General features: G+C 71.2%; 13 protein-coding genes. 12 read left to right on the top strand and 1 reads right to left on the bottom strand.

The features are described from left to right. Positions 1–4 precede the first annotated feature (4 nt). Entirely contained in the window at positions 5–1,063 is a 1,059-nt protein-coding gene (locus AC3EU2_RS16730; protein ID WP_488177407.1) for a class I SAM-dependent methyltransferase, read from the top strand. On the opposite strand, the gene AC3EU2_RS16725 is transcribed toward AC3EU2_RS16730, so the two are convergent. After that, positions 1,042–1,629 carry a GNAT family N-acetyltransferase gene (locus AC3EU2_RS16725; RefSeq protein WP_488177406.1) on the bottom strand — a complete coding sequence of 196 codons (588 nt, stop codon included), beginning with the start codon at positions 1,627–1,629 and terminating at the stop codon, positions 1,042–1,044. The two genes, AC3EU2_RS16730 and AC3EU2_RS16725, sit on opposite strands and share 22 nt — an antisense overlap. 176 nt (positions 1,630–1,805) lie before the next feature. Here AC3EU2_RS16725 and AC3EU2_RS16720 point away from each other — a divergent pair, with 176 nt between their 5' ends. The 11 genes from AC3EU2_RS16720 to AC3EU2_RS16670 all read left to right on the top strand — a co-directional run bounded on the left by AC3EU2_RS16720 (position 1,806) and on the right by AC3EU2_RS16670 (position 12,772). Continuing rightward, on the top strand, positions 1,806–2,405 hold the full coding sequence (locus AC3EU2_RS16720) for a DUF1349 domain-containing protein (protein WP_488177405.1): 600 nt from the start codon (positions 1,806–1,808) through the stop codon (positions 2,403–2,405). A 28-nt stretch (positions 2,406–2,433) separates the two neighbouring features. After that, a complete protein-coding gene (pdxT, locus tag AC3EU2_RS16715) occupies positions 2,434–3,045 on the top strand; it encodes a pyridoxal 5'-phosphate synthase glutaminase subunit PdxT (protein WP_488179508.1) in 612 nt (203 codons plus the stop codon). A 194-nt stretch (positions 3,046–3,239) separates the two neighbouring features. Beyond that, positions 3,240–4,010 (top strand): YebC/PmpR family DNA-binding transcriptional regulator, encoded by a 771-nt coding sequence (locus tag AC3EU2_RS16710; RefSeq protein WP_488177404.1) that lies wholly within the window; start codon positions 3,240–3,242, stop codon positions 4,008–4,010. Positions 4,011–4,130: 120 nt separating this feature from the next. Next, entirely contained in the window at positions 4,131–4,643 is a 513-nt protein-coding gene (gene ruvC, locus AC3EU2_RS16705; protein ID WP_488177403.1) for a crossover junction endodeoxyribonuclease RuvC, read from the top strand. Then, positions 4,640–5,245, top strand: a complete 606-nt coding sequence (gene ruvA, locus AC3EU2_RS16700) for a Holliday junction branch migration protein RuvA (protein ID WP_488177402.1) — start codon at positions 4,640–4,642, stop codon at positions 5,243–5,245. The genes ruvC and ruvA overlap by 4 nt, the downstream gene beginning before the upstream one ends. Beyond that, complete coding sequence (gene ruvB, locus AC3EU2_RS16695; RefSeq protein ID WP_488177401.1) at positions 5,242–6,402, top strand: Holliday junction branch migration DNA helicase RuvB; 1,161 nt, start codon at positions 5,242–5,244, stop codon at positions 6,400–6,402. Before ruvA ends, ruvB begins: the two co-directional genes overlap by 4 nt. Before the next feature lie 181 nt (positions 6,403–6,583). Continuing rightward, positions 6,584–6,883, top strand: a complete 300-nt coding sequence (yajC, locus tag AC3EU2_RS16690; RefSeq protein ID WP_488177400.1) for a preprotein translocase subunit YajC — start codon at positions 6,584–6,586, stop codon at positions 6,881–6,883. A gap of 10 nt (positions 6,884–6,893) precedes the next feature. After that, positions 6,894–8,732, top strand: coding sequence for a protein translocase subunit SecD (secD, locus tag AC3EU2_RS16685; RefSeq protein WP_488177399.1), 1,839 nt, complete (start codon positions 6,894–6,896; stop codon positions 8,730–8,732). After that, a complete protein-coding gene (secF, locus tag AC3EU2_RS16680) occupies positions 8,729–9,910 on the top strand; it encodes a protein translocase subunit SecF (protein ID WP_488177398.1) in 1,182 nt (393 codons plus the stop codon). The genes secD and secF overlap by 4 nt, the downstream gene beginning before the upstream one ends. 3 nt (positions 9,911–9,913) lie before the next feature. Then, entirely contained in the window at positions 9,914–10,471 is a 558-nt protein-coding gene (locus AC3EU2_RS16675) for an adenine phosphoribosyltransferase (RefSeq protein WP_488177397.1), read from the top strand. A 9-nt stretch (positions 10,472–10,480) separates the two neighbouring features. Next, positions 10,481–12,772 carry a RelA/SpoT family protein gene (locus AC3EU2_RS16670; RefSeq protein ID WP_488177396.1) on the top strand — a complete coding sequence of 764 codons (2,292 nt, stop codon included), beginning with the start codon at positions 10,481–10,483 and terminating at the stop codon, positions 12,770–12,772. The last annotated feature ends 36 nt before the right edge of the window (positions 12,773–12,808 follow it).

Below are 12,808 nucleotides of genomic sequence, written 5' to 3'. Positions count from 1 at the left end.
CACCATGAGCACCATCGAGCAGCAGCAGACGCCGGCAGTCGTCGAGCGCCTCGTGCAGGTCCTCAACGACGGCGCGATCGCCGTCCTCGCCGGCATCGGCCACGACACCGGGCTCTTCGAGACCCTGGCCACCCTCCCACCGGCCAGCAGCCAGCAGATCGCCGACGCTGCGGGCCTCGGCGAGCGCTACGTGCGGGAGTGGCTCGGGGGAGTCGTCACCGCCGAGCTGGTCGACTTCGACGCCGAGACAGGGGAGTACACGCTCTGCGAGGAGAGCGCGCCCTTCGTCACGGGCCCGAGCGCCGACAACCTCGCCCGCAGCATGCGACTCATCGGGCTCATGGGCTCGGTGTCACCGCTCGTCGTCGAGCGCTTCCGCACCGGAGGCGGACTCGGGTACGAGGACTACCCGAGGTTCGTCGAGATCCAGGCCGAGGACTCCCAAGCCGTCAACGACGGGTCGCTCATCGACACGATCGTCCCCCTCACCGGACTCGTGGACCGGCTGCGCAGCGGGATCGACGTCGCCGACGTCGGCTGCGGCGCCGGCCACGCCATCAACCTGATGGCCCGGGAGTTCCCGAGGAGCCGGTTCTGCGGCTACGACTTCGGCGCCGAGGCGATTGCCGTGGCCCGGGCGGAGGCGCGCGAGTGGGGACTCACCAACGCCGTGTTCGTCGAGTGCGACGTCGCGGGCCACATCGACGCCGCCTCGTTCGACCTCGTGACCGCGTTCGACGCCATCCACGACCAGGCCCACCCGGCGACGGTCCTCGCCAACATCCGCCGCGCGCTGCGACCCGGCGGGACCTTCCTCATGGTCGACATCAACGCCTCCAGCCGCCTCGAGCGCAACCTCGAGCTGCCGTGGGCGAGCTTCCTGTATGCCGTCTCGCTCGTGCACTGCATGACGGTGTCCCTCGGTCAGGGTGGTGACGGGCTCGGGACCGTGTGGGGCGTCGAGCTCGCCGAGCAGATGCTCCGTGACGCCGGCTTCGGGGAGGTCACGCTGCACGAGGTCGAGGCCGACCCGTTCAACGCCTACTTCGTGGCGCGCGCCTGACCCGATCGGGGTCCGCCCGCGTCGGCAGCGTCGGCCGGGTCGGCAGCGTCGGGGGCAACGTCGAGGAGCATGAAGGCCAGGTCCGGCCGGTGGGCGGGAAGCCACTCCGGCCGGGCCGTGCCCACCGTCCGCCACCCGCGTCGCCGGTAGAAGAGGCCGGCGCTCGTCTCCTCACCGACGACGTCGAGCATCGGGGTCAGCCCGCGCCGGTCGATCTCGGCCAGGGCGGTGTCGAGGAGAAGGCCCCCGATGCCGGAACCGCGGCGGTCACCGGCGACGAAGAGCACCGAGACCTCCGCCACGCCCTCGGACGGCCGCCCGGTCGCCCTCGCCCAGTCCTTCGCCATGCGCGCGTCGGCCAGCGACGTGACGGAGACGTGGCCGACGACGGCGTCCTCCTCGACGGCCACCCAGGCGGCGAGCTCTCCCGGGCGCACGATGAACTCCTCGGGCGGGAAGGGCAGGGGCCACCGCTGCGGGTAGGAGGTCTTCGCCTGCTGGGCGCCGAGCAGCTCGACGAGGACGGGGAGGTCGCCGGCGCGGCGTTCGCGGGTCGTCACGGGCACCCGAGGATCGTAGGGCGCAACCACGTTGCGGGCACCGTCGGACAGGCTTGTGCAGGCCGGGCGTTATCGGCATCACCAAAGTGGCCTGCCGCCAATGTGCTGCAGGTCACATCACGAGGTATAGAACTGAGGTTGGGCCGCCGTCGTCCTGTCGGTCACCCGTCCGCGCATCCCCCGTGCGCCGTCTCGGGCGGGATGCTGCGCTGGGAGGTCAGCACACCGACCTCTACGTCGACAGCAACACGGCCTCAGTGCTCGTGCGCGACGCACCCTCGGGCGACTACGTCGTCGAAACGAAGGTGCGGCTGTCCGGCCTGCCGGACGAGGGCTGCTGCTTCAACTACGCCCAGGCCGGCCTCGTCGTCTACGGCGACGACGACAACTTCGTCGAGCTCACGAGCGCCTCGATCTGGGAGACGCGCCAGACGGAGTTCGCCAAGGAGCTCAACCCCGTGCCCCAGGGGTGGAGCCGCTACGGCAACACCGTCGTCGGGCCGCCCGGGGACGACTGGACCTGGCTGCGCATCGTCGTCGAGCGGCTCAGCGGTGCCGAGCAGCGCAAGGCCGGTGGCGACACGGAGCGCTACACGGCATACACGAGCCAGGACGGAGAGACCTGGGTGCGCGGGGGCGTCTGGACCCACAGCCTGGGGGAGGACGCCCTCATCGGCCTCGTCTCCATGGGTGCCACCGACCAGGTGACGTCACCGATCACCGCGGAGTTCGACCACGTGCGGGTCCACAGCCTCAAGGGAGGCGCCAGGCCCCGGACCTGAGGTCGCGAGGCAACGGACCGGACGTACGATCGCGGGCGTGACCAGCCAGCCCACCATCGGAGTCCTCGCCGTCCAGGGCGACGTGCGCGAGCACGTCCGCGCCCTCGAGTCGGCGGGTGCCCGGGCCCTGGCGGTCCGCCGCCCCGGCGAGGTCAGGCAGATCGACGGGCTCGTCATCCCGGGCGGCGAGTCGACGACGATGGACAAGCTCGTCCGCATCTTCGAGCTGCGCGACCCCTTGGTCGAACGGTTGAGGGACGGGCTCCCGGCCTACGGGTCCTGCGCCGGGATGATCATGCTCGCCGACCGCATCCTCGACGGCCACCGCGACCAGCAGACCCTCGGCGGGCTCGACATCACCGTGCGCCGCAACGCCTTCGGCCGGCAGGTCGACTCGTTCGAGGAGGACCTCCGGATCCGCGAGCTCGGCCCGGAGCCGGTGCGCGCGGTCTTCATCCGGGCACCGTGGGTCGAGGAGGTCGGCCCCGGCGTCCGCGTCCTCGCGTCGGTCCACGTCGCGGGAGGCGACCACCCGGTGGCGGTGCGCGAGGGCAACGTGCTCGCCACGAGCTTCCACCCCGAGGTCACCGGCGACCACCGCTTCCACCAGCTCTTCGTGGACCTCGTCCGCCGCGCCTGAGAGCCCGGGTCGGCTCGCGAGCCGACCCGGTGCTCCCGAGCCCGATCAAACCCGGCTCGGGAGGTGGCAGACGGCTCCCGAGCCTCTCTCGCTCGCGCGGACCCGGCTGCCCCGGCGGCACCTGAGGGGGCAGAACGGCATACGACATAGGATCGACGCCGAGTCCTGCCCGTTCACAGCACGAGGAGACACCTTTGTCCGGCCACAGCAAATGGGCGACGACGAAGCACAAGAAGGCCGTCGTCGACGCCAAGCGCAGCAAGCTCTTCGCCAAGCTGATCAAGAACATCGAGGTCGCGGCGCGCACCGGCGGCGGTGACCTCACCGGCAACCCGACGCTCTACGACGCGGTCCAGAAGGCCAAGAAGTCGTCGGTGCCCAACAACAACATCGACAACGCGGTCAAGCGCGGCTCCGGTGCCACGGCCGGCGGCTCCGACTGGGAGACCATCACCTACGAGGGCTACGCGCCCGGTGGTGTCGCCATCCTCATCGAGTGCCTCACCGACAACCGCAACCGCGCCGCCGCCGAGGTCCGCACCGCCCTGACCCGCAACGGCGGCCAGCTGGGCGACCCCGGGTCGGTGTCCTACGTGTTCGACCGCAAGGGCGTCGTCGTCGTGCCCAAGGAGCAGGCCGGCACGGAGCTCAGTGAGGACAGGATCCTCGAGGTCGTCCTCGAGGCCGGCGCCGACGAGGTCAACGACCTCGGCGAGGCCTTCGAGATCATCTCTGCGGCGACCGACTTCGTGGCCGTGCGCCAGGCCGTCCAGGACGCCGGCATCGACTACGACTCGGCAGAGGCTTCGTGGGTGCCCAACCTCCAGGTGCCGCTCGACCTCGACGGGGCCAAGAAGATGATCCGGGTCATCGACGCCCTCGAGGACTCCGACGACGTCCAGGACGTCTTCGCCAACGGCGACATCCCCGACGACGTCCTCGCCGAGCTGGGCGACGAGGACTGAGTCCGTCCCGCGGGGGAGCGGCCGGCAGCCCCGCACCCCGCGTGTTGCTGCGCCCCGCCCCCCGCCCCGCTGTGTAGCGTGGCACCGAACACCTGTTCGGTCCTCAGGAAGGCGGCGCGCGTGCGCGTTCTCGGCATTGACCCCGGCCTCACCCGGTGCGGCCTCGGTGTCGTCGACGGCAGGGCCGGACGCGCCAGCATGGTCGCAGTGGGCGTGGTCCGGACCCCGGCCGACGCGGACCCGGCGCAGCGGCTCATCTTCCTCGAGACCGAGCTGGGCGCGTGGATGGACCGGTTCTCGCCCGAGGTCGTGGCCGTCGAACGGGTCTTCGCCGACACCAACGTCACCTCGGTCATGGCGACCGCGCACGCCACCGCGATCGCGCTGCTCACCGCCGGCAAGCGGGGCATCCCCGTCGTGTTCCACACGCCCACCGAGGTCAAGGCCGCGGTCACCGGCAGCGGTCGGGCCGACAAGGCCCAGGTCACCGTCATGGTGACCCGCATCCTCAAGCTCGCCGAGGCACCGCGGCCGGCCGACGCCGCCGACGCCTTGGCCCTGGCGATCTGCCACCTGTGGCGCGGCGCCGCGACGGCGCGACTCGAGGCGCTGGCCAGGGCAGGTGCGCGATGATCTCCTCCCTCTCCGGGCGGGCCGGTCACGTGGGCCTGGACCGCCTCGTCGTCGAGGTCGGTGGCGTGGGGATGCTCGTCCACACGACGCCCCGCACCGCCGCCGAGGTCCGCCCCGGTCAGGACGTCACCGTGTCGACCACCCTCGTCGTGCGCGAGGACTCGCTGACGCTCTTCGGCTTCGGCTCCGCCTCGGAGCGCGACATGTTCGAGACCGTGCAGACCGTCTCGGGCGTCGGACCTCGGCTGGCCCTGGCGATGCTGTCCGTCCTCACCCCCGACGAGGTCCGGGCGGCGCTGACGACCGGCGACGTCTCGACCCTGATGAAGATCCCGGGAGTCGGCCGCAAGAGCGCCGAACGTCTCGTGCTCGAGCTCAAGGACAAGGTGGGTATGCCGTCCGCCACGGCCGGTGCCGACGTCGCGGCTGCAGTCGCCCCGGTCGGGGACGCGCGGCGCGACCAGGTGGGCGAGGCGCTCGTCGGGCTCGGCTGGTCGGCCAAGCAGGCGACCGACGCGGTGAGCCGGGTGTCGGCCGCGGCCGACCCGGAGGCCTCGGTCGCCGCCCTGCTGAGGATGGCCCTGCGCGAGCTGGGCCGATGAGCGGCGCGGGCGACGGGCGGGACGTGGCCGGCAGCCACGGCTTCCGGTCCGACATCGTCGAGTCCGGTGACGGGCGTGCCGTCGACGGCTCGCTCGACGCCACGGCGCGCATCGTCGACGCGGGGGCGGACGGGGACGACGAGCGGGTCGTCGAGGCGGCCCTGCGCCCCAAACGGCTCTCGGAGTTCCCCGGGCAGACGCGGGTGCGAGACCAGCTCGGCCTCGTGCTCGAGGCCGCCCGGCGCCGGGGGACCGTGCCCGACCACATCCTGCTGTCGGGCCCCCCCGGGCTCGGCAAGACGACCCTGGCCCTCATCGTGGCCGCCGAGCTGGAGCGACCCCTCCGGGTGACGTCCGGGCCCGCCATCCAGCACGCCGGCGACCTCGCCGCGGTGCTGTCCTCGCTCGACGAGGGGGAGGTGCTCTTCCTCGACGAGATCCACCGGATGTCCCGGGCGGCGGAGGAGATGCTCTACCTCGCGATGGAGGACTTCCGGGTCGACGTCATCGTCGGCAAGGGCCCCGGCGCGACGGCGATCCCGCTCGAGCTCCCGCCGTTCACCGTCGTCGGGGCGACCACCCGGTCCGGCCTGCTGCCGGCGCCGCTGCGCGACCGGTTCGGCTTCACCGGCCACCTCGACTACTACGACGCCTCCGACCTCACGACGATCCTGCGTCGATCCGCCGGTCTGCTCGGCGTCGAGGCCGACAAGCCGGGGATCACCGAGATCTCCGGCCGGTCCCGGGGCACGCCCCGCATCGCCAACCGGCTGCTGCGCCGGGTGCGCGACTGGGCCCAGGTCCACGGGTCCGGCTCGGTCGACGAGGCCGCCGCCCACGCGGCGCTGCGGCTCTTCGACGTCGACGACGCCGGGCTCGACCGGCTCGACCGGGCCGTTCTCGACGCCCTCTGCCGACGCTTCGGCGGGGGGCCGGTCGGGCTGTCCACGCTGGCGATCGCCGTGGGGGAGGAGTCCGACACCGTCGAGACCGTCGCCGAGCCCTATCTCGTGCGCGAGGGCTTCATGGTGCGCACCCCCCGGGGGCGCGCGGCCTCGGCCAAGGCGTGGCGCCACCTCGGGCTCACCCCGCCGCGCGACCTCGCGGCCCAGGACGTCCTGCCCCTCGACGAGGGTCCCGGCCGTCTCGGCGGGTGAGGTCGCCCGGCGAACCGGTGCCACGGCATACTCGGGCAGTCCCGGGCACCTCGACCGGGTGTCGCGCGTTGGTCGAGGGTGAACACGTCACCTATGCTGACCCGACGGCCCGGCGTCGCCCGGGCCGCTGACGCGCCCGGCCCCACAAGGGCCAGGTGAAACCAGACTCGAAGGACTCTTCATGAATTCCGGTGCCGGCTTCGGCAACCTCCTCGTGCTCGCCCTGCCCCTGCTGCTGCTGGCGTTCCTCATGCTCACGCAGCGCAAGCGCGGACGTGAGGTGCAGACGTTCCAGTCGGCGCTCAGCGTCGGCGACGCGGTCGTCATGACCTCGGGCCTCTACGGCACGATCGTCGTCCTCGACGACAGCACCGCGCTCCTCGAGATCGCTCCCGGTGTGCAGGTGCGCGTCGACCGTCGCGCCATCGGCATGGCCCAGCCCGGCGTGACCGACGCCCCGCCGACGCCCGAGGCCGCCTGACATGGCACAGATGAGCCACGCGAAGTTCGCCCGCCGCGCCCTCGCGGGGATGGCGGTCCTCGCCCTGGCCCTCATGGGCCTGCTCGTCGGGTCGAACCAGTTCGGTGACGGCAGCTACGCGCCCAAGCTCGGCCTCGACCTCGAGGGTGGGACGCAGATCATCCTCGAGCCGCGGCTCACCGGGAACAAGCAGGTCTCGCCCGAGCAGATCGCCCAGGCGCGCGACATCATCGTCCAGCGCGTCGACGCCGGCGGTGTCGCCGGCGCCGAGGTCACCACCCAGGGTGGTCGCAACATCGTCGTGAGCATGCCCGGCACCCCGAGCAAGAGCACCGAGGACGCGATCCGTCGCTCCTCGCAGCTGCAGTTCCGTCCGGTCCTCGCGATCGCCGCCGGCTCACCGCAGCCGGCGCCGTCCGTCTCGCCCAGCGCGTCCCCGAGCGCCCCGGCCAGCCCGGGCGCCAGCGGCACCCCGACGCCGCGCGCGTCCCCGTCCGCGAACGTCCCCTCCGCCAACCCGGCGAGCCCGTCGGCCACCAACAACTCCGCGATCCCGGGAGCCCTGACCACCGGGACCACCTCCCCTTCGCCCTCCCCGACCGCGTCGACCAGCCCGTCCGCCAGCCCGTCCGCCAGCCCGTCGGCCTCCCCGAGCGCGAGCCCGAGCCCCAGCGGCTCCGCGGCGACGTCCGCCGGTGACCCGTTCAGCCTCGACCAGATCACCCCCGAGCTGACGGCCCAGTTCACCGCGCTCAACTGCGCCGAGGATGGCGCGCTCGACGCGCTCGTCGACGACGACACCCTGCCGCTCGTCACCTGTGACGCCGACGGTGCCGCCAAGTACGTCCTCGGCCCGGTCGTCGTCTCCGGCGACAAGATCAGCGACGCCAGCGCCGGCTACCAGGTCGGCCCCAATGGCCAGCAGACGAGCCGGGTCGAGATCCAGCTCAGCCTCAACGGTGAGGGCGCCAAGCAGTACGCCGACGTCTCCAAGAAGATGGTCGTTCTCCAGCAGCCGCAGAACCAGCTGGCCGCGACCCTCGACTCCCGGGTCATCGTGGCGCCCAGCTTCAACGAGGCGATCCTCGACGGCAACGCGAGCATCACCGGTGGCTTCAGCATCGACGAGGCGCGTGACCTGGCCCAGCAGCTGAAGTTCGGTGCGCTGCCGATCTCGTTCGACCTGCAGACACGCGAGCAGATCAGCCCCACCCTCGGCAGCGAGCAGCTCCGCTACGGCCTGTACGCCGGCCTCATCGGCCTCCTGCTCGTCGTCCTGTACTCGCTCGCGCAGTACCGCGTGCTCGGCCTCGTCACCGTCGCCTCGATCCTCGCCGCGGGGCTGCTCACCTACCTCGCGATCGCGATCCTCGGCTGGTCGCACAACTACCGGCTCGACATGGCCGGTGTCACCGGTCTCATCGTCGCCATCGGCTTCACGGCGGACTCGTTCATCGTCTACTTCGAACGCATCCGTGACGAGCTGCGTGAGGGCCGCTCGCTCGAGAGCGCCGTCGCCACCGGCTGGGACCGCGCCAAGCGGACGATCCTCATCGCCGACGGCGTCAACTTCCTCGCCGCGATCGTCCTCTACGTGCTCGCGAGCTCGAGCGTGCGCGGCTTCGCGTTCACCCTCGGTCTCACGACGCTGCTCGACATCCTCATCGTCTTCATGTTCACCCACCCCCTGGTCACGCTCCTCGCGCGACTGCCGTTCTTCCGTGACGGCCACCGCCTCTCGGGCCTGGACCCGAAGAAGCTCGGTGCCGTAAAGAAGACCTCGTATGCCGGCCGCGGCCGGTTCACGACGAAACCCCCCCGTGTCGCGGGCGAAGGGAGTGCCTCATGAAGTTCTCCGACCTCGGCAACGACCTCTACACCGGGAAGCGGTCGATCCCGGTCGTCCGCCGGCGCGCGAGGTTCTACCTCGTCTCGCTGATCCTCATGGCGATCGCCGTGTCCGGTCTCGCCATCAACAAGCTCAACCTCGGGCTCGAGTTCAAGGGTGGCTCGGAGTTCCGGGTGACCAGCACCTCGGTCCCCAGCGACTACGAGGCGACGGCCCGTGAGGCCCTCGGTGCCTCGGACGACTCGCAGGGGGTCCGCGTCTCCAAGCTCGGCGCCGGCACCGTGCGGGTGCAGACCGAGCGACTCGACGACGCCGAGAGCGCCCGCGTGCGCACGGAGCTCGCCAAGACCTTCTCGGTCAACGAGGAGAACGTCAGCGCGACCTTCATCGGTCCGTCGTGGGGCGACTCGGTCACCAAACAGGCCCTGCGCGCGCTCATCATCTTCGTCGTGCTCGTGGCCGCCGTCCTCGCGATCTACTTCCGCAACTGGAAGATGGCCCTGGCCGCGCTCATCGCGCTGGTGCACGACCTCATCATCACCGTGGGCATCTATTCGTTCACCAAGTTCGAGGTGTCCCCGGCGACGATGATCGGCTTCCTCACGGTCCTCGGGTACTCGATCTACGACACCGTCGTCGTGTTCGACAAGGTGCGCGAGAACACCAACGAGGCGTTCGCCAACGGGCGGATGAGCTTCGCGAAGGCCGCCAACCTCGCCGTGAACCAGACCCTCGTGCGGTCGATCAACACCACGGTGATCGGCATCCTGCCGATCCTCGCCGTGATGGTCGTGGGCGCGATCTTCCTCGGCCCCGGGACCCTGCTCGACCTCGCACTGGTCCTCTTCATCGGCATCCTCGTCGGTGCGTACTCGTCGATCTTCCTCGCGACCCCGCTCCTCGTGACTCTGCGCGCCAAGGACGACGCCGTCGTCGACCTCGACAAGCGGTCGGCCCGCTCGCAGGCCAAACACGACAAGGAGAACCCCGTGGTGGCCCCCGCCGCCGACCGGGACGACGTCGACACCGACCCCGACCGGGAGGCCGCCCTGGCCACGTCGGCGCCGATGGCCAGCGGTGAGGACTCGGCGACGATCACCGGCCGCCAGGTGCACAAGTACGCCCAGGCCGGACCGCGCAACCAGCCCAAGCGTCCCCCGAAGTCCCGTCGCAAGTAGCCCGTGAGCGACCTCCACGTGCTGTCCGACCTCATCGCGAGCCGGCTGCGTGACGTCCCCGACTTCCCCCGCGCGGGGGTGGTCTTCAAGGACATCACGCCGCTGCTCGGCGACGGGGACGCCTTCGGTGAGGTGGTCCGGGCGCTTGCGGCACGGCATACGCAGGGTGTGAGCCGGGTCGACGTCGTCGCGGGCGTGGAGGCACGAGGCTTCATCGTCGGAGCCGCATTGGCGCACGAGCTCGGCGTCGGGTTCGTGCCGGTCCGCAAGGCCGGAAAGCTGCCCGGCGAGACGGTGCAGCAGACCTACGACCTCGAGTACGGCTCGGCGACGATCGAGGTCCACGTCGACGCGGTCACGCACGGGCAGCGCGTGCTGCTCGTCGACGACGTCCTCGCGACCGGCGGCACCGCCATCGCGGCCTGGGACCTGCTCACCCGATGCGGCGCCGACGTCGTCGAGCTCACGACGATCGTCGAGCTGGCCTTCCTCGACGGGCGGGCAGCGATGGGGGAGCGGGCGGTCCACGCCCTGCACGTCGTCGGTGGCGCGGACGCCTAGACTCGCTCCATGGCAGAGGAGACCACGCCGATCCCGGTGCGCAGTGGGGCGTCCGGCTCCAACCGCGCTCGCGCGCGTGCTCGCCTCGCCCGTTTCGGCGGCGTGCGTCCCTCGAGCCACCCGGTGCTCGAGCCGCTGCTCACCTCGGTCCGCCTGACCCACCCCAAGGCCGACGTCTCCGTCATCGAGCGGGCCTACGACGTCGCCGAGCGCGCCCACGAGGGCCAGATGCGCAAGAGCGGTGACGCGTACATCACCCACCCGCTCGCCGTGGCGACGATCCTCGCCGAGCTGGGCATGACGCCGCCGACGCTGGCCGCGGCCCTCCTGCACGACACCGTCGAGGACACCGACTACGGGCTGCCACAGCTCGAGAAGGACTTCGGCGCCGAGATCGCGATGCTCGTCGACGGCGTCACCAAGCTCGACAAGGTCACCTACGGCCAGGCCGCCCAGGCCGAGACCGTGCGCAAGATGGTCGTGGCGATGGCCCGCGACATCCGCGTCCTCGTCATCAAGCTCGCCGACCGGCTCCACAACGCGCGCACCTGGCGCCACGTCTCGCGCGAGTCGGCCCAGCGCAAGGCCCGCGAGACCCTCGAGATCTACGCCCCGCTGGCCCACCGGCTCGGCATGAACACGATCAAGTGGGAGCTCGAGGACCTGTCGTTCCAGACCCTCTACCCCAAGGTCTACGACGAGATCGTCCGGCTCGTCGCCGAGCGGGCGCCCGCGCGCGAGGAGTACCTCGCGACCGTGCGTGACAGCGTCGAGTCCGACCTGCGCGAGGCCAAGCTCAAGGCGACGGTGACCGGGCGCCCGAAGCACTACTACTCCGTCTACCAGAAGATGATCGTCGGCGGCCGCGACTTCGAGCAGATCTACGACCTCGTCGCGGTGCGCGTCCTCGTCGACACGGTGCGCGACTGCTACGCCGCCCTCGGTGCGATGCACGCGCGCTGGACGCCGGTGCCGGGCCGCTTCAAGGACTACATCGCGACCCCGAAGTTCAACATGTACCAGTCGCTGCACACGACGGTCATCGGGCCCGAGGGCAAGCCGGTCGAGATCCAGATCCGCACGCACACCATGCACCGCCGTGCCGAGTACGGCGTCGCGGCCCACTGGAAGTACAAGGAGAAGCCGGGCGGTCCGGAGACGCCGTCGACGAGCAACACCGGTGCCAACGACATGGCCTGGCTGCGCCAGCTCCTCGACTGGCAGAACGAGACCGCAGACCCGGGCGAGTTCCTCGAGTCGCTGCGCTTCGAGATCAACGCCAGCGAGGTCTACGTCTTCACCCCCAAGGGGCAGCTCGTCGGCCTCCCCGCCGGGTCGACCTCCGTCGACTTCGCGTATGCCGTCCACACCGAGGTCGGCCACCACACCATCGGGGCCCGCGTGAACGGCCGCCTCGTGCCGCTGGAGTCGCGCCTCGACAACGGCGACACCGTCGAGGTGCTCACCTCCAAGGCTGACGGGGCCGGCCCGTCCCGTGACTGGCTCACCTTCGTCAAGTCGGCCCGGGCGCGCAACAAGATCCGCCACTGGTTCACCCGTGAGCGCCGCGAGGAGATGATCGACAACGGCAAGGAGGCGCTCGTCAAGGCGATGCGCAAGCGCACCCTGCCGGTCGCGCGCCTGTCGTCGGTCGAGTCGCTCACCGGCGTCGCCGAGGAGCTCCGGCTCAGCGGGATCGACGCCCTGTACGCCGCCATCGGCGAGGGCCACGTCAGCGCCCAGCACGTCGTCGCGCGACTGCTCGCTGCCCAGGGCGGCGAGGAGTCGAGCGAGGACCTCGCCGAGACGACGGTGCCGCGCCCGATCTCCAACCGCCGCCGACGCGCCGGCGACCCCGGTGTCGTCGTCAAGGACATGTCCGACGTGTGGGTCAAGCTCGCCCGCTGCTGCACGCCGGTGCCCGGTGACGACATCCTCGGGTTCGTCACCCGCGGCATGGGGGTCTCGGTGCACCGCCGCGACTGCACGAACGCCGAGTCGCTGCTGCGCCAGGACGACAAGATCATCGAGGTCGAGTGGGCGCCGACGGCGAACAGCATCTTCCTCGTGCAGCTCCAGGTCGAGGCGCTCGACCGGTCCGCCCTGCTGTCCGACGTCACCCGGGTGCTGTCCGAGAGCGGGGTCAACATCCTCAGCGCGACCGTGCACACCTCGCGGGACCGGGTCGCCGGGCTGAAGTTCACCTTCGAGATGGGTGACCCCAGCCACCTCGACCACGTCATCCGCAGCGTGCGTGGGGTCGGCGGCGTCTTCGACGCCTACCGCGTCACCCAGACCTGACCCCCCGACTTATTGCGCCTTCCGGTCGGGCGGAAT

The organism is Knoellia sp. B-D-2 (genome assembly GCF_057714695.1).
This window is presented reverse-complemented; position numbering and strand designations above follow the sequence as displayed.